The 21,832-nt window shown below is 69.8% G+C and carries 20 protein-coding genes; 12 read left to right on the top strand and 8 right to left on the bottom strand.

Features of this window, described 5'->3' with window-relative positions; genetic code table 11:
* Positions 1-89: 89 nt before the first annotated feature.
* On the bottom strand, positions 90-2,135 hold the full coding sequence (locus tag ACN5KJ_RS14680) for an FAD-dependent oxidoreductase (RefSeq protein WP_418594784.1): 2,046 nt from the start codon (positions 2,133-2,135) through the stop codon (positions 90-92).
* 119 nt (positions 2,136-2,254) lie between these two features.
* Here ACN5KJ_RS14680 and ACN5KJ_RS14675 point away from each other — a divergent pair, with 119 nt between their 5' ends.
* The 6 genes from ACN5KJ_RS14675 to ACN5KJ_RS14650 all read left to right on the top strand — a co-directional run bounded on the left by ACN5KJ_RS14675 (position 2,255) and on the right by ACN5KJ_RS14650 (position 6,813).
* On the top strand, positions 2,255-2,911 hold the full coding sequence (locus ACN5KJ_RS14675) for a TetR/AcrR family transcriptional regulator (protein ID WP_418594783.1): 657 nt from the start codon (positions 2,255-2,257) through the stop codon (positions 2,909-2,911).
* Positions 2,912-3,291: 380 nt separating this feature from the next.
* A complete protein-coding gene (locus tag ACN5KJ_RS14670; RefSeq protein WP_206566249.1) occupies positions 3,292-3,633 on the top strand; it encodes a Lin0512 family protein in 342 nt (113 codons plus the stop codon).
* Entirely contained in the window at positions 3,633-3,971 is a 339-nt protein-coding gene (locus ACN5KJ_RS14665; RefSeq protein ID WP_418594782.1) for a Lin0512 family protein, read from the top strand. The genes ACN5KJ_RS14670 and ACN5KJ_RS14665 overlap by 1 nt, the downstream gene beginning before the upstream one ends.
* Before the next feature lie 6 nt (positions 3,972-3,977).
* Positions 3,978-4,577, top strand: a complete 600-nt coding sequence (locus ACN5KJ_RS14660; RefSeq protein WP_347165955.1) for an HAD family hydrolase — start codon at positions 3,978-3,980, stop codon at positions 4,575-4,577.
* Positions 4,574-5,374 carry a metallophosphoesterase gene (locus tag ACN5KJ_RS14655; RefSeq protein ID WP_347165956.1) on the top strand — a complete coding sequence of 267 codons (801 nt, stop codon included), beginning with the start codon at positions 4,574-4,576 and terminating at the stop codon, positions 5,372-5,374. Before ACN5KJ_RS14660 ends, ACN5KJ_RS14655 begins: the two co-directional genes overlap by 4 nt.
* Positions 5,371-6,813, top strand: a complete 1,443-nt coding sequence (locus tag ACN5KJ_RS14650; RefSeq protein ID WP_418594781.1) for a cobyric acid synthase — start codon at positions 5,371-5,373, stop codon at positions 6,811-6,813. The genes ACN5KJ_RS14655 and ACN5KJ_RS14650 overlap by 4 nt, the downstream gene beginning before the upstream one ends.
* On the opposite strand, the gene cobD is transcribed toward ACN5KJ_RS14650, so the two are convergent.
* Genes cobD through ACN5KJ_RS14630 form a run of 4 tightly spaced genes read right to left on the bottom strand, consistent with a single transcriptional unit; the run spans position 6,810 to position 10,078 of the window.
* Positions 6,810-7,784 carry a threonine-phosphate decarboxylase CobD gene (cobD, locus tag ACN5KJ_RS14645; RefSeq protein WP_418594780.1) on the bottom strand — a complete coding sequence of 325 codons (975 nt, stop codon included), beginning with the start codon at positions 7,782-7,784 and terminating at the stop codon, positions 6,810-6,812. The two genes, ACN5KJ_RS14650 and cobD, sit on opposite strands and share 4 nt — an antisense overlap.
* Positions 7,785-7,794: 10 nt before the next feature.
* Positions 7,795-8,730: an adenosylcobinamide-phosphate synthase CbiB gene (gene cbiB, locus ACN5KJ_RS14640; protein WP_418594779.1), complete on the bottom strand. Its 936-nt coding sequence runs from the start codon at positions 8,728-8,730 to the stop codon at positions 7,795-7,797.
* Positions 8,727-9,515, bottom strand: coding sequence for a propanediol utilization protein (locus ACN5KJ_RS14635; RefSeq protein WP_418594778.1), 789 nt, complete (start codon positions 9,513-9,515; stop codon positions 8,727-8,729). The genes cbiB and ACN5KJ_RS14635 overlap by 4 nt, the downstream gene beginning before the upstream one ends.
* Complete coding sequence (locus ACN5KJ_RS14630) at positions 9,512-10,078, bottom strand: histidine phosphatase family protein (RefSeq protein WP_418594777.1); 567 nt, start codon at positions 10,076-10,078, stop codon at positions 9,512-9,514. The genes ACN5KJ_RS14635 and ACN5KJ_RS14630 overlap by 4 nt, the downstream gene beginning before the upstream one ends.
* Before the next feature lie 43 nt (positions 10,079-10,121).
* Between ACN5KJ_RS14630 and cobU the strand changes: the two genes are divergently transcribed.
* The 3 genes from cobU to cobS are packed head-to-tail and all read left to right on the top strand — an operon-like array spanning position 10,122 to position 12,386.
* Positions 10,122-10,628 (top strand): bifunctional adenosylcobinamide kinase/adenosylcobinamide-phosphate guanylyltransferase, encoded by a 507-nt coding sequence (gene cobU, locus ACN5KJ_RS14625; RefSeq protein WP_418594776.1) that lies wholly within the window; start codon positions 10,122-10,124, stop codon positions 10,626-10,628.
* 16 nt (positions 10,629-10,644) lie between these two features.
* Complete coding sequence (gene cobT, locus ACN5KJ_RS14620) at positions 10,645-11,652, top strand: nicotinate-nucleotide--dimethylbenzimidazole phosphoribosyltransferase (RefSeq protein WP_418594775.1); 1,008 nt, start codon at positions 10,645-10,647, stop codon at positions 11,650-11,652.
* Entirely contained in the window at positions 11,649-12,386 is a 738-nt protein-coding gene (gene cobS / locus ACN5KJ_RS14615) for an adenosylcobinamide-GDP ribazoletransferase (protein ID WP_418594774.1), read from the top strand. The genes cobT and cobS overlap by 4 nt, the downstream gene beginning before the upstream one ends.
* A gap of 307 nt (positions 12,387-12,693) precedes the next feature.
* On the opposite strand, the gene glpK is transcribed toward cobS, so the two are convergent.
* Complete coding sequence (gene glpK / locus ACN5KJ_RS14610; RefSeq protein WP_418594773.1) at positions 12,694-14,178, bottom strand: glycerol kinase GlpK; 1,485 nt, start codon at positions 14,176-14,178, stop codon at positions 12,694-12,696.
* Positions 14,179-14,361: 183 nt separating this feature from the next.
* Here glpK and ACN5KJ_RS14605 point away from each other — a divergent pair, with 183 nt between their 5' ends.
* Both ACN5KJ_RS14605 and ACN5KJ_RS14600 read left to right on the top strand, forming a co-directional pair.
* Positions 14,362-14,799, top strand: coding sequence for a response regulator transcription factor (locus tag ACN5KJ_RS14605; protein ID WP_418594772.1), 438 nt, complete (start codon positions 14,362-14,364; stop codon positions 14,797-14,799).
* A complete protein-coding gene (locus tag ACN5KJ_RS14600; protein ID WP_418594771.1) occupies positions 14,796-17,972 on the top strand; it encodes a transporter substrate-binding domain-containing protein in 3,177 nt (1,058 codons plus the stop codon). The genes ACN5KJ_RS14605 and ACN5KJ_RS14600 overlap by 4 nt, the downstream gene beginning before the upstream one ends.
* 132 nt (positions 17,973-18,104) lie before the next feature.
* Here the strand turns inward: ACN5KJ_RS14600 and ACN5KJ_RS14595 are convergent, their stop codons facing one another.
* Together ACN5KJ_RS14595 and ACN5KJ_RS14590 are read right to left on the bottom strand one after the other, a co-directional pair.
* Positions 18,105-18,257, bottom strand: a complete 153-nt coding sequence (locus ACN5KJ_RS14595) for a hypothetical protein (protein WP_418594770.1) — start codon at positions 18,255-18,257, stop codon at positions 18,105-18,107.
* 18 nt (positions 18,258-18,275) lie between these two features.
* Positions 18,276-20,627: a chemotaxis protein CheB gene (locus tag ACN5KJ_RS14590; protein WP_418594769.1), complete on the bottom strand. Its 2,352-nt coding sequence runs from the start codon at positions 20,625-20,627 to the stop codon at positions 18,276-18,278.
* 335 nt (positions 20,628-20,962) lie between these two features.
* Between ACN5KJ_RS14590 and ACN5KJ_RS14585 the strand changes: the two genes are divergently transcribed.
* Complete coding sequence (locus ACN5KJ_RS14585; protein WP_347165968.1) at positions 20,963-21,727, top strand: HpcH/HpaI aldolase/citrate lyase family protein; 765 nt, start codon at positions 20,963-20,965, stop codon at positions 21,725-21,727.
* Positions 21,728-21,832 lie beyond the last annotated feature (105 nt).

Here is a 21,832-nt window from a genome sequence, read left to right as displayed (position 1 = left end):
CGGCGGCTGGACGCTGGAGGCAGTCCCGCCGCCCACCGCGCCCCCGGCCCCATGCCGGGATGCGGTGAAGGGCCCGGGATGCGCGGCGGTCAGATGTCCTTCATCAGCCTCAGCGCATCGTAGATCGCCGCGTGGGTGTTGCGGGCGCTCACCGCGTCGCCGATGCGGTAGAGCGCGAAACCCCCGTCCGGGTTGCGCGTCAGCTCCTGCGGCTGGCCGTCGATCAGCGCGTCGTAATCCACCGCGCCGCCGTTCGAGGACAGCGGCTTCAGCTCGAAATACAGCTCGTCCATCGGCAGGGTGCCGTAGTTCACCACCACCTGATCGTAGGTCTTTTCCGTCTTCAGGGCGCTGTAATCGGTGCCGATCACGGCCTTCAGCCGGTTGCCGTCGCGGGTCACGTCCTTGAGGCGGCGGGTGACAGTGAAGGTCACGTCCTTGTCCTGCAACGCGCGCATGTAGGGCACGAGGTTCATCGCCATGATGTCGGGCGCGAAGGTCCGGTCGGGGGTCATGATCTCGACCGTGCTGCCCGCATTGGCGGCAACCTCGGCGGCCATGACACCGGGATGATCGCCGCTTTCGTCGTAGATCAGGATGTTCTGGCCGGGCTTCACGTCGCCCGCGATGATATCCCAAGCGGTGACGACCAGATCCTGCTCCTTGCCGCTCTCGAAGAGTTCGGTGTTGGGCAGCCCGCCGGTGGCCACGATCACCACGTCGGGGTTCAGGGCGGTGACGTCTTCGGCCTCGGCCCATGTGTTGAAACGGAATTCCACGTCGCGCGCCGCGCATTGCGCCATGCGCCAGTCGATGATGCTGATCATCTCGCGGCGGCGCGGGTTCAGCGCGGTCAGGCGGACCTGTCCGCCGGGATCGGGCTGCGCCTCCAGCACCGTCACGGCATGACCGCGCTCGGCGGCGACGCGCGCCGCCTCGAGCCCGGCGGGACCGGCGCCGACGATCACCACCCGCTTGCGGGTCGCCGCCGGTTCGATGGTATGCGGCATGGTCAGTTCGCGGCCCGTGGCGGCGTTGTGGATGCACAAGGCATCGCCCGCCTGATAGATCCGGTCGAGGCAGTAGGTGGCGCCGACGCAGGGGCGGATATCGTCCTCGCGCCCCTCGACGATCTTCTTGACGATATGCGGGTCGGCCATGTGGGCGCGGGTCATGCCCACCATGTCCAGAAGCCCCGCCGCCACCGCATGGCGCGCCGTCGCCACATCGGGGATCTTGGCGGCGTGGAAGGTGGGCATGCCGGTGGCCTGCTTGACCCGACCGGCGAAATCCAGATGCGGGGCGTTCTTCATGCCCTGGATCGGGATCAGGTCGGTCATCGCCGGGTCGCTGTGGATCCGGCCCCGCACCACGTTGAGGAAATCGACCATGCCCGAGGCGGCAAGCCGCCTGGAAATCTCGATGCCGTCCTCTTCGGTGATGCCGCCTGCCTCGGCCTCGTCCGCCGTGTAGCGCAGCCCGACGATGAAGTCGTCGCCCACCCGCTTGCGGATGCCACCCAGCACATCCATCAGCAATTGCATCCGCGTGTCCAGCGTCTGGCCGCCGTAGGGGCCATCGAGGTCATTGGTCAGCGGCGACCAAAACTGGTCCAGCAGGTGGCCGTAGACCTGCAATTCGATCCCGTCCATGCCACCCGCCTTCATGCGTTCGGTGGCGTCGGCAAAGTCGGTGATGATGCGCTCGATATCCCAGTCTTCGGCCCGCTTGGGAAAGGCCCGGTGGGCCGGTTCGCGGTGCTTGGAGGACGACACCGAGGGCAGCCAGGCCCCTTTGTTCCACGCCGTGCGGCGGCCAAGATGCGTCAGCTGGATCATCACCGCGCAGCCGTGGTCGTGGCAGGCGTCGGTCAGCTGGCGGATCCACGGCACCACCTCGTCGCGATAGGCGAGGATGTTGTTGAAGACCGGCGGGCTGTCCTTGGACACCGCCGCAGACCCCGCCGTCATCGCCAGCGCCACGCCCGCCTTCGCCCGTTCGGCGTGATAGGCGGCGTAACGCGCCTTGGGCATGCCGTCCTCGGGGTAGGCCGGTTCATGGCTGGTGGTCATGATCCGGTTGCGCAGGGTCAGGTGCTTGAGCTGGTAGGGCTGAAGAAGCGGATCGCTGGACATGGCTGTGCCTTCTTGCTGAATGGCGGCACTTTTCGGGAAATGTTCACTTGTGTCAACAAAAAGATCACTAGTGTTTATTTCCTTGTATGGACGCGGCCCGGGGGATAATCATCGCGGCCATGACGACACAGGCAGAGCCCCCACTTCCCGAGGAAAAGACCAGCGGCTGGCGCGGCTCGCGCGAGGTCTGGTTGCAGGCCGCGCAGGCGGCGCTGATCGCCTCGGGGGTCGATGCGGTGAAAATCCAGCCGCTGGCCAATGGCTTGCAGCTGTCGCGCACCAGCTTTTACTGGTTCTTCAAGGATCGAAAGGCCCTCTTGGATGCGCTGCTGGAGGAATGGGACGCCAAGAACACCGGCGCCTTCGTCGAGGCCAGCACCGCCTATGCGGAGACGATCTCCGAGGCGATCCTGAACCTGATCGCCGTGTTCCTGGACGAGACGGTTTTCGAGCCGCAGCTGGACTTCGCGATCCGGGGCTGGGCGCATAAGTCCGAGGTCGCAGCGGCGCGAATCCATGCCGCCGACGAGGTCCGCATCGACGCGATCCGGGCGATGTTCGCGAGGTTCGGCTTTGCCGCCGACGAGGCAGAGGTGCGCGCCCGCACCGTCTACCTGACCCAGATCGGCTATATCTCGATGCAGGTTTCGGAAAGCCTTGCCACCCGGATGCAGCGCACGCCCGGCTACGTGAAGACCTTCTGCGGCACCGCCCCGACCGCCAGCGAGCTGGCCCGCTTCCACGCCCGGCTGAGGTTCGACCCGGCGGCGCCCTGACCACGGCGGGCCATGGGCGCGCAAAGCCTGCGGCCATGGCGCGGACGGGCCAGCGGGGCCTCTGGAAAGGCTTCACGGCCCGACGGCTTGACCAGGCCACCAAAGCGGGACGCCACCCTCGGGCAGCTCGGCGCGGACAGGATGCCAGCAGGCCCGGCAGGCGCGCCCCGGCAGGCGGTTTCCGCCGCGACGCGTGTTGTTCCTCCGCCGCCCTGCCGATGAACCTCCTGCCCCCTTGCCGCAGGTTCCGCAGGGCCCGGAATGACCGCCCCGTCGAAAACCGGGCACCGCTGCGCATCCTTGTGGCCGATGTCCTTCAACAGGCTGCCGTCCCGCGTTATAGATACGACGCATGCCGCCAGCTTCGAAGGATCCGCCCCATGCCCAAACGCCTTCTGACCGAATTCGGCATGGGCACCTCGCTCCGCCGGCAGGACTATACGCAGGCCGCCTGCCGGGGCGTCGAGAACGCGCTCTGGCACAATTCGATCAACCTCGCCGAGCTGTTCGGCAAGGAGAAGGCGGATATGCACATCACCGTCGACGTGGGCGTGCAGCAGCCCGAGCGTGTCGACGTGGCGAAGGTCGCGGCGGTCTTTCCCTACGGCACCGTCTCGGTCACCGTGACGAAGGGCGGGCTGGACGTGCCGCGCCCCGATGGCGACGGGCTGCCGACCGTCATGGCGAATGTCGCGATCTCGGTCGCGCTGGAGGGCATCTGATGCAGCGCTTCATCATCGAGATGGGCATGGGCAACGACCTGCACGGCATGGACTATACCAAGGCGGCCGGCCGCGCGATCGAGGATGCGCTGCGGCACTCGTCGATCCCGCTCTTCGGCGCGCTGGGGCTGGACCATGCCGAGATGCGCGTGCAGGTCACCGTCGCCGTGCAGGAACCCGAGCGTGTCGACTGCGCCGCCCTGACCGCCCGCCTGCCGCGCGGCAGGGCCGAGGTCCGCGCGGTGCACGGCGGGCTGAACGTCACCAACCCCGACAGCAAAGAGGTCACGGTCATCGCGCAGGCCGCCGTCGAGGCCTTTCTGTCCAAGCAGGTCTGAGCCGTGATGCCTGCACTGATCGTCTGGGATTTCGACGGCGTCCTGAACGCCAACCTGCGCGGCGGGCGGACCTTCTGGGCCGACAACATGAAGGCCGATCTGGGCATCGACCCGCGCGGCTTCAGCCACGAGATGTTCACGGCGGGCGACTTTCGCGACATCCTGCGCGGGCGGCGGGACTTGCTGCTGCATGTCTCGGACTGGCTGGCGCGGCACGGGCATGACCTCAGCGGCGAGGATTTCCTTGCCTACTGGTTCGAAAAGGACGCCCATCCCGACGCCGAGGTGCTGGGCTGGCTGAAGGCGCATCCGGCGCGCCATGTCATCGGCACCAACAACGAACACCGGCGCTGCTGCTACATCGAGGAGCAGATGGGCTATGCGGCCCATGTGGACCATGTCTTTTCTTCGGGCCGGATGGGGGCGGCAAAGCCCGACCCCGGCTTCTTCGCACAGATCGAGCACTGGGCCGGTCTGGCGCCCGCGCGCATCCTGCTGGTCGACGATGTCGCCGCCAATATCGCCGCCGCCACGGCCCGGGGCTGGCAGGGGTTCCATTTCACCGACACGACCCGCAAGGCGCTGCCCGAAAGGCTGGGGCTATGAGCGCCCCGGCCCGCGTCACCCGCTACCGAATCACCGCGCGCCGCGATGTGCCCGCGCCGCGCCTCAGCCTCGCGCTTGTCGCCGACCTGCATGCCTGCCGCCCCTTCATGGACCTGCCGCGCATCCGGGCGCTGGTGGCGCAGACCAATGCGCTGGGGGCCGACATGATCCTGCTTCTGGGCGACTACGTGGGCCATGTCTATGGCGGCCGCAGCCTGCCGCCGGAACCGGTGACCGAGGCGCTGGCGCAGCTGAGCGCACCGCTGGGGGTCTTCGCCGTCTTCGGCAACCACGACTGGAAGGACGACCGGCAGGCCCGGGCCACCGGCGACCCGACCATATGGCACCGGGCCTTTGCCGCGCACGGCCTGCCCTGCCTGAACAACGACGCGCTGACCATCGAGGCGCCCGGCGGCGCCTTCACGCTGGCCGGGCTCGATTCGCAGCGCGCCTTCCGCAGCTTTTGGCACCGCGACGCGCCGGGGGCGGACCGGCTGGACCAGGTGCTGCCCAAGCTGGACCCGGCCCGCTTCACCCTGCTGATGGCGCATGAGCCGGACATCTTCCCCGAACTGCCCGGCCATATCGACCTGACGGTTTCCGGCCATACCCACGGCGGCCAGATCCTGCCCTTCGGCCAGCCGCTTGTGGTGCCCTCCCGCTTCGGCACGCGCTATGCCTACGGCCATACCGAGGAAGAGGGGCGGCAACTGGTGGTCTCGGGCGGGCTGGGCTGTTCCGGGCCGCCGTTCCGCTACCGCAGGCCGCCGGAACTGGTGCTGCTGGAGATCGCATGACCGCGCTGATGATACAGGGCACCGGGTCGAACGTCGGCAAGTCGATGCTGGTCGCCGGGCTGTGCCGGGCCGCCCGCCGGCGCGGGCTGTCGGTCGCGCCCTTCAAGCCGCAGAACATGTCGAACAACGCCGCCGTGACCGCGGATGGCGGAGAGATCGGGCGCGCGCAGGCGCTGCAGGCGCTGGCCTGCGGGCTGGCGCCGCATACGGACATGAACCCGGTGCTGCTGAAGCCGGAAACCGATGTCGGCGCGCAGGTCGTGGTGCAGGGGCGGCGCATCGCCACCGTGAAGGCGCGCGACTATGCCCGGCTGAAGCCCGACCTTCTGGCTTCCGTGCTAGAGAGCTTTCGCAGGCTCAGCGCCGCGCATGACCTCGTGATCGTCGAGGGCGCGGGCAGCCCGGCAGAGGTCAACCTGCGCGCGGGCGACATCGCCAACATGGGCTTTGCGCAGGCGGCGGATGTGCCGGTGATCCTCTGCGGCGACATCGACCGGGGCGGGGTGATCGCGCAGATCGTCGGCACGCAGGCGGTCATGGACGCGGCGGACAGCGCCCGCGTGGCGGGATTCCTGATCAACAAGTTCCGGGGCGACCCCTCGCTCTTCGACGACGGCTATGCGCTGATCGAGCAGCGCACCGGCTGGCGCGGCTACGGCGTCGCGCCGTGGTTCCCGCAGGCCTGGAAGCTGCCCGCCGAGGACGCGCTGGACATCGGCGCACCGGTGCGGGCCGGGGGGCTGCACGTGGTCTGCCTGCGGCTCTCGCGGATCGCCAATTTCGACGACATGGACCCGCTGGCGCAGGAGGATGGCCTGCGCCTGACCATGCTGCCGCCCGGAGAGGCCCTGCCCGGCGACACCGACGTGGTGATCCTGCCCGGCAGCAAGTCCACACGCGGCGACCTCGCCTTCCTGCGCGCGCAGGGCTGGGACGTGGATATCGCGGCGCATGTCAGGCGCGGCGGCCATGTGCTGGGCATCTGCGGCGGCTTCCAGATGCTCGGGCAGTGGATCGACGACCCCGAGGGCATCGAAGGCCCCGCCGGGCGCGATGCGGGCCTTGGCCTCTTGCGCATCGGCACGGTGATGACCGGCGACAAGCGCCTGACAGAGGTGCGGGCCGTGCACGCGGCCTCTGGCACCGGGTTCGACGGCTACGAGATCCACATCGGGCGCAGCGAGGGGGCGGATCGCGCGCGGCCCTTCGCGCTGGTCGACGGCGCCCCCGAGGGCGCGGTCAGCGCCGATGGCCGGGTGGCAGGCAGCTACCTGCACGGCATGTTCCGCGACGACGGCTTTCGAGCGGCATGGCTGGCGGGCTTCGGGGTGCAGGCCTCGGGGCGCTACGGCGAAACGGTCGAGGCGACGCTGGACGCGCTGGCCGACCACATGGAACAGCATCTGGACGTGGCGGGCCTGCTGGCGGCGGCGCGCTAGGCCATCGCCCGCGTCAGCCAGCGCCACTCGGCCTCTGTCCCGGGCAGGCCGAGACGCAGCCAACGGTCAGAATAGGGAAAGCGGCGGGTCCAGACACGCGCCTGCGCCAGCCGGTCCTGCGCCCTGGCGGCGTCTGGCGTCGCATAGGTGCGAAACAGCGTCGTGCCCCCCACCAGCGACCAGCCCGCCTGCCCGGCCAGCCGGTCCATGCGCTCGGCATCCTGCGCCAGCCGCGCAACGGTGGCCGCCTGCCAGACGGTGTCCGCATAGGCGGCCTGCCCCGCCGCAAGCGCCGGGCCACAAACCGCCCATGGCCCGGCCATGCGGCGCATGTCGTCGACGAGGGGGCCGTGGGACAGCGCAAAGCCCAGCCGCAGCCCGGCGAGACCGTAGAACTTGCCGAAACTGCGCAGCACCACCGCCCGGGCGCCCTCTGGCAGGCGCCCCCAGTGCGGCAGGATGGACAGTTCGGGCGCGGCATCGGCAAAGCTTTCGTCCACCACCAGAAGCCCGACGCGCCCGGCCACCGCAAGCAGCGCATCGGGATCGTGCCGCTGACCGTCCGGGTTGTTGGGATTGACCACGACCGCGACGCCGCAATCATCTAGTGCGTCCAACGTCGCGACCTCCTCGACCGTCCAGCCCATGGCGCGCAGGGCGGCGGCATGTTCGTTGTAGGTCGGCCCCAGCACGCGGGCCAGCCCCGGCGCCCGCAGGCGCGGGACCAGCTGGATCGCCGCGGAAGCCCCCGCCAGAGCCAGGCACTCACAGCCCTGCGGGGCGCCAAAGGCCGCGCGCGCGGCCTTTTCCACCGCCGCGATGTCGCGCCCCAGCGGCAGGGCGGTCAGGGCCTCTGCCGCAAGATCGGGCATCGGGTAGGGCAGGCGGTTGATGCCGGTGGACAGGTCCAGCCAGTCGCCGCCGCCGTAAACCGCGCGCGCGCGGTCGAGATCGCCTCCGTGATCGCGCATCACCCCTCCGTCACACCATCCAAAGCAGCGCCAGCAGCCCGGCCCCCAGCACCATCGTCCGCCGGTAGAGCGCCAGCCCGCGCCGCAGGTCCTGCGGCTCCGGGTCCGGGGCCGCAGCGTTCACATATGGCTCATCGGCGACGGTATTGCCATAGACGCGCGGACCGGACAGCCGCCGGTGCAGCGCCCCGGCCATCGCCGCCTCGGGCCAGCCCGCGTTGGGCGAGCGGTGCTGCCGCGCATCGCGGCGCATGACGGCAATGGCCCGGCCCGGCCGCCCCGAGGCCAGCGCGAAGAGCAGCCCGGTCAGCCGCGCAGGCAGAAGGTTCACCAGATCGTCCAGCCGCGCGGCGGCCTTGCCGAAGTCCTCGTAGCGCTCGGACCTATGGCCGATCATCGAATCCATCGTATTGATCGCCTTGTAGACGGCCAGCCCCGGCAGCCCCGCCACCACCCCCCAGAACAGCGGCGCCACGATCCCGTCCGAGGTGTTCTCGGCCAGGCTTTCAAGCGCCGCGCGGGCGACACCCCGGGTGTCCAGCCGCGCCGGGTCGCGCCCGACGATCATCGCCACGGCCCGGCGCGCCCCGGCGAGGTCTCCGGCGGCGAGGGGTCGGGCAACAGCTGCGACGTGCTGGTCCATCGACCGCACCGCCAGCAAGGGCCAGGCCGCCAGCGCACCCACCAGCAGGCCCGCCCAGCCCCCGGGCAGGGCCGCCTGCAGCAAGAGCGCGGGCACCATCACCGCCGCGCAGACCAGCGCCACGGTCAGCGCCCCCATGGCGCGGCGGCGCCCCGGCGCGCCCCCGTTCAGTCGCGCCTCGAGCATCGAGATCAGCGCGCCGATCCAGACCACCGGGTGGCCGATGCGCCGGTACAGCCGGTCGGGCCAGCCCACCGCCGCGTCCAGCGCCATGGCCAGCAGCATCATCCCCGCGACGCTCATCCCCGGCCCCCGGTCGTGAAGTGGCACAGGCCCGTCAGGCCCGCCTCTGCCATAGGCTCGAACAGGCCCTCCGGCACCCCCCCGGGGGCGAAAATCAACGCCCGGGCAGAGCCTGTGTGCGCGCGGGCGTGGCCCAGGGCGCCCAGGGCTGCGGCAAGCGCCTCTGTCGGGTCGTCCGAGGGGCCGCGCAGGGCGGTGCAGCGCCGCGCGGACTCTGATGCGATCCCTGCGGCCTCGGCCAGCTCCGGCGCACCGCGCCACGCGGCAACCAGATCGGCGACGTCCGGGAAGGCCAGGTCCGCCGGATCGGTGCGCAGCGGCGGGCCGAAGAAGCCGCCCACCACCTCGGCGCGGGGCGGCGGCGCCACATTCTCCAGCACCCGCGCCTGACGCGGCGCCCAGAGCACCGCGTCGGGCGCGGGCAACATCAGCGGATCGGTGGCGCCCTCGACCGCAAGGCAGGCCTCTGCGAGCCCCTCGGGCACGCCCGCCTCCCGCGCGATGGCCACCAGCGCCGCCGTCGACATGCCCGCGCCGCCGCCGACCGGGAAGGCGGCGCGCAGGTCCCATGCCCCTTCGGCATCGCGACCGATCCGCTGTAGCAGCGCCCGGACCAGCGCCTCCGGCAATACGGGATCGCCGGTCAGGGCAAAGGGCGCCGCCGCGCGCTCTCGGGTCACGCGCACGCCCCGGTCCGGGCAGGCCAGCGTCACCAGTGCCAGCGGCCCCTCCGGACCGAGGCGGCCCTGCAGCCACTCGCCGAAATGTCCGGCAACAAAACTCATCCCGCCGCCCGGTTGGTCTGGACGATCGACCAGCCCCCGGCGTGGCGGCGCAGGCGGGTCAGGGACAGCGGCGCGACCTCGAAGGTCAGGCCCGCCGCGACATCGCCCAGCGCATGGCCCAGCGCGGCGCGCACGGTGCCCGCATGGGCGACGACCGCAACCGGCCCCTCTGGCAGGTCCGCCAGCGCGGGCAGCACCCGAGCGGCCATCTGCACAAAGCTCTCGCCACCCGGATAGGCCTGTCGCGCCAGTGTCTCGCGCGGCATCGGGCCAAGATCCGGCAGGCTGTCGACGGGCCTGCCGTCCATGGTGCCGAAGTCCTGCTCCCACAGGCGCGGATCGGGGACCGGGGACTGCCCGGGCCAAAGCGCGCGTGCCGTCTGCACGCAGCGCAGGGCGGGCGAAACACGGATCTGGCGCACCTCCGCCAGAAGGCTGCGCAGCGCGGCAGTTCCGGCCTCTGGCAGGCATGCGGGCACGTCGGTCCGCCCGCACAGGCGCCCGCCATGGTCGGCGGGGGCGTGGCGGATCAGCAAAAGCTCGTTCGTCGCAAACAGGGCCATGCGGTCTTTCCAATCGCGTCGGAACCTGCTTTTTCACGATCCCATGACAAAGTCGATCCTCATCACCGGCGGCGCCCGGTCCGGCAAGAGCACTCTGGCGGAACGCATGGTCGAGGGTTTCGGCCTGCCCGCCACCTATATCGCCACGGCGCAGGCCTTCGATGCCGAGATGGAACAGCGGATCGCGGACCATCAGGCGCGGCGCGGCGCGGGCTGGCACACGGTGGCCGAACCGCTCGACCTGCCCGGCGCGCTGGAGGCCGCCGACCCCGCGCGCCCGGTGCTGATCGACTGCCTGACGCTCTGGCTGACCAACCTGATGCTGGCAGAGCGCGACTGGCGCGCCCCCGCCGAGGCGCTGGCCGGGTCGCTGGCGCGCGACAGGGCGCCGGTGGTGATCGTCACCAATGAGGTCGGCGCCGGTATCGTGCCGGAAAACGCCCTTGCACGGGCCTTTCGCGATGCCGCGGGAAGCCTGAACCAGACCATCGCGCAGGCCTGTGACGAGCTTTGGCTCTCTGTCGCGGGCCATCCTTTGCAAATCAAGTGAACACGGTGACTTGCCCATGACTGCCCTGCCCCTCAAGCGCCTCGACGACGTGGCGGCGCTGGACCTTCCCGGCTTCGACACCGAGGCGGCCCGCGCCGCCGAGGCCCGCCAGATGACCCTGACGAAGCCGCCCGCCTCGCTGGGCCGCCTCGAAGACCTCGCGGCCTTCATGGCGGGCTGGCGCGGCGTGGCACAGCCGCGGATCGACAAGGCGCAGGCGCTGGTCTTCGCGGGCAACCACGGCATCTGCGCGCGCGGCGTGAACCCCTTCCCGCAAGAGGTGACGACGCAGATGGTCGCCAATTTCAAGGCCGGCGGCGCGGCGATCAACCAGCTGTGCCGGGTCGCCGGCGCGGATCTGGAGGTGGTCGCGCTGGAGCTCGACCGGCCCACGGCGGATTTCACCGCAGGCCCCGCCATGACCGAGGCCGAGACGCTGGAGGCCATGGCCACGGGCGCGGCGGCGGTCGACACCGGCGCCGACATCCTGCTGCTGGGCGAGATGGGCATCGGCAACTCCACCGTCGCGGCGGCGCTGGCTCTGGGCGCTTTCGGCGGCAATGCGCAGGGCTGGGTCGGGCGCGGCACCGGGTCGGACGCCGATGGCATGTCCCTGAAGGCACGGGTGATCGCCGAAGGCGTGGCGCTGCATGACGGCCTGTCCGCCATGGGCAAGCTGGCGGCGCTGGGTGGCCGCGAACAGGCGGCGATCTGCGGCGCGGTGCTGGCGGCGCGGATGGCCCGCATTCCGGTGATGCTGGACGGCTTCATCTGCTCGGCCTCGGTGGCGCCGCTCTTCGCGGCCCGGCCCGAGGCGCTGGACCACTGCCTGATCGCGCATCGCAGCGCCGAGCCGGGGCACCGGCAACTGGCCGAGAAGATAGGCAAGGCGCCGCTTCTCGACCTTGGGATGGCCCTGGGCGAAGGCTCCGGCGCGGCGTTGGCGCTGACGGTCCTGCGCGGCGCGCTGGCCTGCCACAACGGCATGGCCACCTTCGCCGAGGCCGGAGTGGCGGGCGCGTGATCCGGCGCCGCCTGTCAGAGATACAGGTGGCGGTGATGCTGATGTCCCGCCTCCCGGCGGGGCAGCTGGGTGACGGGTTTCCCTCGATGAATGCCGCGCGATGGGCCTTTCCGCTGGTCGGCCTGCCGGTGGGCCTGCTGGTCTGGGCGGTGCTTGCAGCCCTGCCCGATGGCCCGGTGGGCGCGGCGCTGGCCCTTGGCGCGGCGACGCTGGTCACCGGCGGGCTGCACCACGACGGGCTGGCGGATTTCGCCGACGGCATGGGCGGGCAGAACCGGGAGCGACGGCTGGAGATCATGCGCGACAGCCGGGTCGGCAGCTATGGCGTGATCGTCCTGATCTTCACGGTGCTTCTGGGCGGGCTGGCGCTGGCCGAGCTGGGCGCCGACCTCTGGGCGATCCTCTTCGTCAGCCTTCTCAGCCGCCTGCTGATGGTCTGTACGCTGGACCTCCTGCCCCCGGCCCGGACCGAGGGATTGGGGCAACAGGCCTCTGGCACGACCTCCCGCATGGCATGGCTGCCCGGCGCGGCGCTGGCGCTGGCCTGCGGCGCGCTGTCCGGCAGCGCTGCGGTCTGGGGCGCCGGGGCCGTCATGCTGGGCACCGCCGCGCTGGTCGGATGGCAGGCCCGGCGCCAGTTGGGCGGGCAGACCGGCGATGTGCTGGGGGCGGTGCAGCTGGCCTCGGAGACCGCGGGCTGGGTCGCGCTGGCGGCGCTGCTGGGCGCGGGCTGACAGTCCGAACACCTTCGTACCCGGGGGCGCACGGGGGCAGCCCGGACAAAAGGGCCTTGCCGCATCGGTGGCCCCAATCCCCCAAGCTCCGCGAAAGCACGGCCCCCACCCGGCCAGCCAGGAACGCGACCGGTGCGGTGGGGAAAGCGCTTTGCCGCCGCGCTGATCCCCCTCGCCCGCGACCTCAAAAGCGCTTTCGGCGCCCCCGCGGCCACGGGCGCGCGGGGTGCGATGGGGGAGAAGCGATTTGGACCCCGGGGCGGTCCGGTCGACACACAGCCCGGAAAATCGCTTCCCCGCGCCCGGCCTAGAAGGCCTGCGCCGCCTCGACCGCGCGCTTCCAGCCGGCGTATTTCGCGTCGCGGCTTTCCGCCTCCATCGCCGGGACAAAGCTGCGGTCCAGATCCCAGGTTTCCGAGAAACCGGCCATGTCGGGATAAAGCCCGGCCCGCTGGCCCGCCAGCCAGGCGGCGCCCATGGCGGTGGTCTCCAGCACCGTGGGCCGGTCGACGCCCGCGCCGATGATATCCGCCAGGAACTGCATCGCGTAGTCCGAGGCGCTCATGCCGCCATCCACGCGCAAGACCGACTCGGCCTCGGCTTTCCAGTCGGCGCGCATCGCGTCCAGCAGGTCCCGGGTCTGGTAGCCCACCGATTCCAGCGCCGCGCGGGCGAATTCCTCGGGGCCCGAGTTGCGGGTCAGCCCGAAGATGGCGCCCCGGCAATCGGCGTTCCAGTAGGGCGCGCCAAGGCCGGTGAAGGCGGGCACCAGCACCACCTGCTGGGCATCGTCGGCGGCCTCGGCCAGCGGCTGCGTCTCCTTGGCGTCGCGGATGATCTTCAGCCCGTCCCGCAGCCATTGCACCACGGCACCGGCGATGAAGATCGAACCTTCGAGCGCATAGGTCGGCTTGCCGTCCATCTGGTAGGCGATGGTCGTCAGCAGGCGGTTCTGCGAGACCACCGGTTCCGCCCCGGTGTTCATCAGCGCGAAGCACCCGGTGCCATAGGTCGATTTCAGCATGCCCGGCTGGAAACAGGCCTGCCCGATGGTGGCCGCCTGCTGGTCGCCCGCAACGCCGAGGATCGGGATCTCTTCGCCGAAGAGGTCGGCGCGGGCCATGCCGAAGTCGGCGGCGCAATCCTTGACCTCGGGCAGCAGCGATTGCGGGATCCGCAGCATCTCGCACATCTCGTCGGACCATGCGCCGCGCCGGATGTCGTACAGCATCGTGCGCGCCGCATTGGTGGCGTCGGTGACATGTTCGGCGCCGCCGGTCAGGTGCCAGATCAGCCATGTGTCCACGGTGCCGAAGGCCAGCTCTCCGGCCTCGGCCCGGGCGCGCGCGCCCTCGACGTTGTCCAGCAGCCAGGCCAGCTTGGTCCCCGAGAAATAGGGATCGAGCAGCAGGCCGGTGGCCTGTGTCACCGCCGCCTCGAGGCCCCGTTTCTTGAGATCGGCGCAGAAGGCAGAGGTGCGGCGATCCTGCCAGACGATGGCATTGTGCAGGGGCTTGCCGGTCTTGCGGTCCCACAGCAGCGTCGTCTCGCGCTGGTTGGTGATGCCGATCCCGGCGATGTCGCCCGCGCGCACGCCGGCCTTTTCCATCACGCCCCGGCAGGTGGCGGCAACCGTGGTCCAGAGGTCCGAGGCCTCGTGTTCCACCCAGCCGCTGTCGGGATAGTGCTGGGCGAACTCTTCCTGTGCGACGGCCGCGACTTTCATGGCCTCGTCGAAGAGAATGGCGCGACTGGATGTCGTGCCCTGGTCGATCGCCAGGATATAGGGCATGGGGTCTCCTCCCGGTTGCGGGGTCTTGCCGCCCCGACGCGGATCACACAGTGGCCCGGAATGCGCCGAAAGGTCAAACGGATGCGCGGGCGGCGGCCTCGGAATTCTCTGGCCTTGCGGCGCACCGCCGTGTGAAGGTGACGGCGCAGCCGCTGGGGGCGCAGCGCGATCGCGAGGGGAAGCGTGGCCAAGATCCTGATCCTTGAAGACGATACGGTTTTTGCCGGCCTTGTGCGGCGCGATCTCGAAGCCTTCGGCCACACCGTCTCGCTGGCCGCCACCGGGCACGAGGCGCTGGAGCTGGTGATCGCCGAGGCCTTCGATGCCGCCATCGTCGACGTCTACATCAAGGTCGACGGGCGCCTGACCTCGGACGGCGGGGTCCTGTTCATTTCGCGGTTGCGGACGCTTCTGGCGGAAACCCGCAACGCCACGCGCACGGATATCCCGGTGCTGGCCATCTCCGGCGCGGCGCGGGCCGGCATGCCCTACGACATTCTGGGCACCACCCGGAAGCTGGGCGCGGACGATGTGCTGCCCAAGCCCTTCGCGCCCCAGGTCCTGCGCGAGAAGCTGGACGCGCTGCTGTCCGGCCAGGGCGGGGATGGCGGGGCGCCGTGATCGCGCTCTTTCGGCCCCTTGCTTTCGCACTGACCCTGCTTGGCGCGGCGGGGATGGCCACGGCGCAGGACGCGGCGCCGCTGGTCTCGGGCTGGACGCCGACGCCGGGGTTCTTCACGCCGGTCGAAGGGGATGGCCCGCCGTCGGGGTTTTTCGGCGATATCGGGCAGGAGATCGCCGCGCGCAGCGGGATCGACATCGCCTTCCGCAAGCTGCCGGACGTCATCTCGATCATCGAACAACAGGCCAGCGGCGAGGCGCAGATCCTGCCCGGCGCCGCCCGGATTCCGGCCCTGGCGGACAGCAACATCTTCTCGGCGCCGGTGGCGGAAAGCGAGGTGCATCTGTTTGTCCGCGCCGACGCCCCGCCCGAACGCACCCGCGACAGCTTTGACGGCCTCAGCCTTGGCGTGGTGGACCGCACCGCGGGCGCCGACATGGCGCAGGGCATCGGCGCGGATAACACCGTCATCGCCTATCCCGACTTCGGCGCCGCGCTGGGGGCGCTGCTGTTCGGTCAGATCGACGGGCTTGTGGCGGTCTATCCCGGTGTGATGGGCGTGTTGCGCGCCAACGGGCTGGAAGCCGAGGTGCGCCGCCTTGGCCCTGCCCTTGCAACGACCCGCCACGTGGTCGCCCTGCACGACTCCCGCGCCGATCTCATGCCGCGCGTGCAAGAGGCGCTGGACGCGATGGAGGCGGACGGCACGCTGGCGGGGCTGCGCCGGAAGTGGGCCATGGACGTGCCCGCGCCACCGCCGCAGGTCTACGTGGTCGGGGTGCCGGACTTTCCGCCCTACCAGATGCAGGCGGAGAACGGGCGCTTCACCGGCTTCGGCGTCGAGGTGCTGCGCGATCTGGCGGATCGCGCCGGGATGCCGCTGCGCTTCGTCCCGATCACCAACGAGCAATTTGCCGAAGGGCCGCGCAGCGGGCAGATCGACCTGATCTCTCTGGTCGGCTTCAGCGACGACCGGCGCAACCGGATGGATTTCACGCTGCCGCTCGATTCCGCCGCTTTCTCGGTCTTCGAGCGGCGCGGCGGGCCCCGCGTCCTTGCCGAGGGCGAAAAGGTCACGCTCGAGGCTCTGGACGGGCTGCGTGTCGGCATCGAGGGCTCGACCGTGGTGCGCGCGCTGATCCCCGCGGCGGCGGGGCTGGATCTTGTGACGTTCGACGGTCACGAGGCCCTGTTTCGCGCGCTTGTCGACAAACAGATCGACGTGGCGCTGTACCTGACGACGACGGGCACGCGCGCCCTTGGCGATCTTGGCCTTGACGGCCGGATCACCCTGCGCCAGCCGCCGCTGCTGACCTCGGAAGGCGGCATCGCGCTGCGCTTCGGCCTTGCCGGCACACGCGAACGGCTGAATGCCGTGATCCCCGGCTACCTCAGTTCGCCGCGCTACGAGGCCCTCCGCCGGGAATGGTACGGCGCGCCGCAGTTCTGGACGCCCGAGCGCATCCGCACGGCCGGATATGCCATCGCCGCGGCCGCCGTTCTGTCGGCCCTGTCCATCGCCCTGGTCAGCCTGCGCGGGCGGCGACAGGCCGAGGCGCTGAACCGGCAGATCGCCATGGCCCATACCCGCATGGGCGCGCTCCTCGACGCCACGCGCGGCGCCGTGCTGGGGCTGGCGCGCGGCGGCGAGATCCTTGTGGCCAACCCCAGCGCGCAGGAGATGCTGGCCCTTGGTCCGGGCGACCTGCCGAAACCCTGGCCCGACGCGGTGACCTTTCTGGACCGCGAGGATCTTGCGCCGCTGGAAGCCTCGCACGATCCCATGCAGCGCGCCCTGGCCGGACAGATCCTGAAGGGCGAAGTGGCGCTGCTGCAGGTGCCGGGGGCGCGGTCGAAGCGCTATGTCCGCGTCTCCAGCGCGCCCGTGGGGGCGGGCGATCCCGGGGGCCTGCATTCGGTGCTGATCCTCGACGACGTGTCCGAGCAGGAGGCCAACCGCCAGCAACTGGAGCGCGCCACGCGGCTGGACGCGCTGGGGCAGCTGACCGGCGGCGTCGCGCATGACTTCAACAACCTGCTGGCGACCATCGAATACGCGGTGCAGCTTGCCGCCCCCGAGGCCTCGCCGCGCGCGCAGGGCTTTCTGGATACCGCGCTGCAGACGATCCACCGCGGCGCGGCGCTGACCAAGCGGCTTCTGGCCTTTGCCAAGCAGCAGCCGGGGCTTGCGCGCTCCTACCCCGTCGAAACCGTGCTGAAGGACTTCGAGGCGCTGTCGCGGCCCTCGATCGAGAAGAGCATCGCGCTGGAGTTCACGGTCGACGAGCCGGACCTTTACGTGCACTGCGATGCGCTGCAACTGGGCAACGCGCTGCTGAACCTCGTGCTGAACAGCCGCGACGCGATCCTGCGCAGCGGCACCGGCGACCGGATCACCGTTCTGGCCCGCGCCGCGCTGCACAGCAAGGCCGCGCCGCTGGCACCCGTGGAATCCGCCCGCGTCGTCACCACCGAGGGGCTGAAGGCCGAGGGCGCGGTCACCGAGACCGGCAAGGTCTATCGCTACGTCGAGTTCTCGGTCAGCGACAACGGGCCCGGCATGACCGACGAGGTCAAGCGGCGCGCCGTCGACCCCTTCTTCACCACGCGCGAAAGCAACTCTGGCACCGGGCTGGGCCTGTCCATGGTCTACGGCTTCGTGCAGCAGTCGAACGGGGAACTGCGGATCTATTCCGAGGTCGACAAGGGCACCAGCGTGCGCATCCTTCTGCCGCGTGGCACGGCAGAGGGCGGCGGGCGCGAGAAGCCGGTGCCGATGGACGACCCCGAAGAGGGGCGCGGCGAAACCCTGCTGGTCGTCGAGGACGACGAGGGCCTGCTGCGGATGATCCGCGACATGCTGGAACAGATGAACTACCGGGTGATCTCTGCCGCCTCGGGCAACGAGGCCATCGCGATCATTGACGAAGGCGTGCCCTTCGACCTGATGCTGAGCGACGTGGTCATGCCCGGCCGCATCGGCGGCTTCGAACTGGCCCGGCACCTGCGCGACAGCCGCCCCGACATGCCCATCGTCTACATGTCGGGCTACACCGGCATCGCGCGCTCGGAAATGGGCGAGGTCCCCGCCCCGCTGGTGCAGAAGCCCTGCCCGCGCCGGGTTCTGGCCGAAGTCCTGCGCCGCCAGCTGGACAGCGCCGGGACGCAATAGCCGAACGGCCCCACCCGCCTGCGGGACAGCGGGCCGCATGCCACAGGCTGCCCCCCGGCACCGGCATTTTCTCCGCAGCGGTTCCGACGCGCGGGACAGCGCACGGGACGCGACCGGCCCCGACCCGCCGGATCAGGGCGCGCGTTGCAGGGTGATCGTCAGCCCCTGCAGGATCTTTTCCTTGATGAAATAGGGCGTGATCCGCATCTCTGTCTTCTCGCCCTTCAACTGGAAGACCTCGCTGCGGCTTTTCTGCCGCGTCAGCACATCGTGGCAGATGTCCACCAGCGCCGGGAAGGGCGTTTAGGGCAGGAAGACCTGGCTGATGTGGCCCAGATGCGCGCCGCGCTCTGTCAGGGAAAACAGTTCGATGGCGTTCTGCGAGGCGCTCTTGATGTTGAGAGAGGTGTCCAGCACCAGAAGCGGCAGCGGCAGCGCCACCTGGATCGCGTTCTTCTCGGCCACCAGACGGTTCAGCTCGTCCGAGTTGATCAGCAGTTCCTCGTTGACGGTGATCAGTTCCTCGTTGGTGGACTGCAACTCCTCGTTCGAGGTCTCCAGTTCCTCATTCGTGGACTGAAGCTCTTCGTTGGTGGACTGCAGCTCCTCGTTGGTGGATTGCAGTTCCTCGTTCGAGGTCTGCAACTCCTCCATGGTGATCTGAAGCGCCTCGCGCGAATCCGCCAGCTCGTTCTCGACATGGGTGAGGTAGCTCGACGCCTCCTCGCTGCCCCGGTCCAGTTCGGTGCTGCCGTCGACCATCGTCGTGTCGATGGACAGAAGCGCCAGCCGCCCGTGGTTGCCCGGGTCGATGTTCAGCGGATAGGCCCGCAGCCGCACCCGGTTGAAATCCGGCCCCTTGACGTCGCGCCACAGCCCGTCGCGCGGGCGCCCGTGCTTCAGGCACAGCGGGATCAGGCTGCTGGCATCGGCGGCCAGTTCCGCCTTCAGCACCATGGTGTTCAGCCGCCCCCTCAGGTCGTCGGTAACCCGCGTGAAGGGGCTGATGTCGCCGAAGATGCGGATGATGTCCTTGTGCACGTTCACCAGCACCCCCTGAGGCGCCACGGATTCCGCCAGCGCCTTGAAGGTATCCGTCTCCAGCACGTCGCTGCCGGCCCGCGCCTTGTCCGGGCGCTGGCGCACGCCGTCTGTGATCTTGGAATTGCCGAAGCGCACCAGCGCCTTGTGGTCGAAGGTCGTGTCCAGCCGCTTGCGGAACAGCCGGGCGCCGTCGCGGACGCGGTGGAAATAGGGCTCCATCGCGCCGATGCTTTCCGAGGCGCCAAGGAACAGGATCCCGCCCGGCCTCAGCGCATACAGCAGGCGTGACATGACCTTTTCCTGCAGGGGCGTGTCGAAGTAGATCATCGTGTTGCGGAAGCTCACGAGATCGATGTCGCTGAACGGCGGGTCCTGAAAGACGTTGTGGCGCGAGAACAGCACCTGATTGCGGATCTCGGGCTTCACCCGCAGCACATCGTCCGACAGGGTGAAATACTTCTGCTGCACCGCATCCGGAATGCCCGAAGAGGCCGCCGCCGGATAGGCCCCGTTGCGCCCGCGGGTCAGGGCGGAATCGTCAAGATCGGTGGCAAAGATCTGCACCGCCCGGTCGCGCGGCATGCCCCGCCGGTCCATCAGGTCGTTCAGCATGAAGGCAATGGAATAGGCTTCCTCGCCGGTTGCGCAGCCCGGCACCCAGATGCGGAACGGGCGGTCCTTGACGCCCTCCACGTAGTCCGCCAGCTCTGCCTCCAGCGCGTCGAACTGTTCGGGGTCGCGGTAGAACCGGGTGACCGAGATCAGCAGGTCGCGATAGAGCGCGTCCAGTTCCTCGGGGTTGTCGCGGCAGAACTCGACGTAGCGGGCGTATTCCTCGAACCCCAGCGCGATCAGGCGGCGCTGGATGCGGCGGCTGACGGTGTTTTCCTTGTAGTGGCGGAAATTGACCTTGGTCCGGGCCTGAAGCTGGTGGAACAGGTCGTCGTATTCCGTCGGCTGTTCGAGGATCGCCTGCAGGGCCGTGAAATCACGCGGGCGCGACAGGATATTGGACAGCTGCTCGCCCATCTGGCGCGGCGACAGCACAAGATCGACGCAGCCGGTTTCCACCGCCGAGGCGGGCATGGTGTCGTATTTCGAGGATTCCGAATCCTGCGCGATGGTGATGCCGCCGACCTCGCGGATCGCCTGCACGCCATAGCTGCCGTCGCTGCCGGTGCCCGACAGGACGATGCCCATGCTGCGCTCTCCATAGGTTTCGGCAATCGAGGTGAACAGCCGGTCGGCCGAGGGCTTGGGCTCTGCCGGGCGGCCAGAGGGCTGCTTGACCACCACCCGGTCGCCCTCGACCACCAGATCGGTCTTGGGCACCGGCACGTAGATCGTGTTCGCAACCAGCACTTCCTCGCGTTCCACCGCCTTCACGGCCAGCCGCGTCTCATGCGACAGAAGCGTCGGCAGCACGCTGGCGTGATGCGGCGACATATGCTGCGCCAGCACGTAGACACAGGGCAGGTCGTTCGGCAGATGCCGCGCAAGCAGCGACACCGCCTCCAGCCCCCCGGCCGAGGCGGCAATCCCCACCACGGTCATTTCGCCCTCTACCCGGGTATCCGGAGTATCGGCTTGCTCGGCATCCGTCGCGGTCATCCACCCTCACACGCATTGGCTGCGATCTTAAGACATTCTTCACCAATATCGTTTACAGACAATTAACGACTGATGGAACGGTTGCCTGCGGTGCGCAGGGTCCTTCCCTTCTGGCAACGGGCATCGCACCCCGGGGGGCTTCGCGGCTCTGACCGGCGCCCTCCAGGCGCGGGCACCTGCCGGCGGGTGGGCTGCGCCGAAATCCCTGCGGCTTCGGGTGTTTTTCTGCGCACCTCTTGACATGTCACCGCGTTCGGGCTGCTCTCGGCGGCGCCTGGGCGGCGCTTTTCTTCCGCCCCGGCGCCTTACCGGACGCGACAGGAGGACGCCCCACCATGGATTTGCCCGTCAACCGCTTCAAGGCCGCCCTGAAGGAGGGTCGCCGCCAGATCGGTGTCTGGAACACCATCCCGGACCCCTCGGTCGTGGAACTGCTGGCGGGCTGCGGCTACGACTGGCTCTTGATCGACACCGAACATTCCCCGGCAACCGACGTGATGACCCTGCCGCTGATGCAGGCGGCGGCCCCCTACCCGGTCACGCAGATCCTGCGCCCCGGCTGGAACGATCCGGTCGAGATCAAGCGCCTGCTCGACAGCGGCGCCCAGACGGTGCTCGTGCCCTACGTGCAGACCGCCGAAGAGGCCGCGAAGGCCGTGGCGGCCTGCCATTACCCGCCCAAGGGGATGCGCGGCGTCTCGGGCCTGACCCGGGCCAGCCGCTACGGCGCCATCGCCGATTACGGCCCCCGCGCCGGAGAAGAGATCTGCGTGCTGGTTCAGGTCGAAACCGTTGCGGCGCTGGACCAGATCGAGGAGATCGCGGCGGTCGACGGTGTCGACGGCATCTTTGTCGGACCCGCCGACCTTGCGGCCTCCATGGACCTGATGGGCCAGACCGCGCATCCGAAGGTGCTCGAAGCCGTCACCGGCGCGATCCGCCGCATCCGCGCCGCGGGCAAACCCGCGGGCGTGCTCTCGGCCAGCGACGCCTTCCTGCGCCCCTGCGAAGAGGCCGGCGCGGTCTTCATCGCGGTGGACATCGACGTGGCCATGCTGCGCCGCGCCGCCGTCGCCCGGCGCGAGGACTGGCGCGACTGAGCCTGCCGCCGGGGCGCCGCGCCGCAGGTCGCGCGCGCCCCGCGGACGCTCTGTCCCCACAGGGCAAGACCAGGCAGACACACGCCCTTCCTTGAGCATCTGCCC

The organism is Ponticoccus sp. (in: a-proteobacteria), from assembly GCF_048381735.1.
The sequence above is the reverse complement of the archived record's forward strand: the minus strand, read 5'-3'. Positions and strand labels throughout refer to the sequence as shown.

Excerpts from the sequence above, each read along its gene's own strand:
- ACN5KJ_RS14635 (WP_418594778.1), bottom strand. The coding sequence starts at position 9,515 with ATGAGTTTTGTTGCCGGACATTTCGGCGAGTGGCTGCAGGGCCGCCTC.
- cobU (WP_418594776.1), top strand. The coding sequence starts at position 10,122 with ATGACAAAGTCGATCCTCATCACCGGCGGCGCCCGGTCCGGCAAGAGC.
- ACN5KJ_RS14680 (WP_418594784.1), bottom strand. The coding sequence starts at position 2,135 with ATGTCCAGCGATCCGCTTCTTCAGCCCTACCAGCTCAAGCACCTGACC.
- cbiB (WP_418594779.1), bottom strand. The coding sequence starts at position 8,730 with ATGAGCGTCGCGGGGATGATGCTGCTGGCCATGGCGCTGGACGCGGCG.
- ACN5KJ_RS14655 (WP_347165956.1), top strand. The coding sequence starts at position 4,574 with ATGAGCGCCCCGGCCCGCGTCACCCGCTACCGAATCACCGCGCGCCGC.
- ACN5KJ_RS14660 (WP_347165955.1), top strand. The coding sequence starts at position 3,978 with ATGCCTGCACTGATCGTCTGGGATTTCGACGGCGTCCTGAACGCCAAC.
- ACN5KJ_RS14590 (WP_418594769.1), bottom strand. The coding sequence starts at position 20,627 with ATGACCGCGACGGATGCCGAGCAAGCCGATACTCCGGATACCCGGGTA.
- glpK (WP_418594773.1), bottom strand. The coding sequence starts at position 14,178 with ATGCCCTATATCCTGGCGATCGACCAGGGCACGACATCCAGTCGCGCC.
- ACN5KJ_RS14675 (WP_418594783.1), top strand. The coding sequence starts at position 2,255 with ATGACGACACAGGCAGAGCCCCCACTTCCCGAGGAAAAGACCAGCGGC.
- ACN5KJ_RS14665 (WP_418594782.1), top strand. The coding sequence starts at position 3,633 with ATGCAGCGCTTCATCATCGAGATGGGCATGGGCAACGACCTGCACGGC.
- cobT (WP_418594775.1), top strand. The coding sequence starts at position 10,645 with ATGACTGCCCTGCCCCTCAAGCGCCTCGACGACGTGGCGGCGCTGGAC.
- ACN5KJ_RS14670 (WP_206566249.1), top strand. The coding sequence starts at position 3,292 with ATGCCCAAACGCCTTCTGACCGAATTCGGCATGGGCACCTCGCTCCGC.
- ACN5KJ_RS14650 (WP_418594781.1), top strand. The coding sequence starts at position 5,371 with ATGACCGCGCTGATGATACAGGGCACCGGGTCGAACGTCGGCAAGTCG.
- ACN5KJ_RS14630 (WP_418594777.1), bottom strand. The coding sequence starts at position 10,078 with ATGGCCCTGTTTGCGACGAACGAGCTTTTGCTGATCCGCCACGCCCCC.
- cobD (WP_418594780.1), bottom strand. The coding sequence starts at position 7,784 with ATGCGCGATCACGGAGGCGATCTCGACCGCGCGCGCGCGGTTTACGGC.
- ACN5KJ_RS14585 (WP_347165968.1), top strand. The coding sequence starts at position 20,963 with ATGGATTTGCCCGTCAACCGCTTCAAGGCCGCCCTGAAGGAGGGTCGC.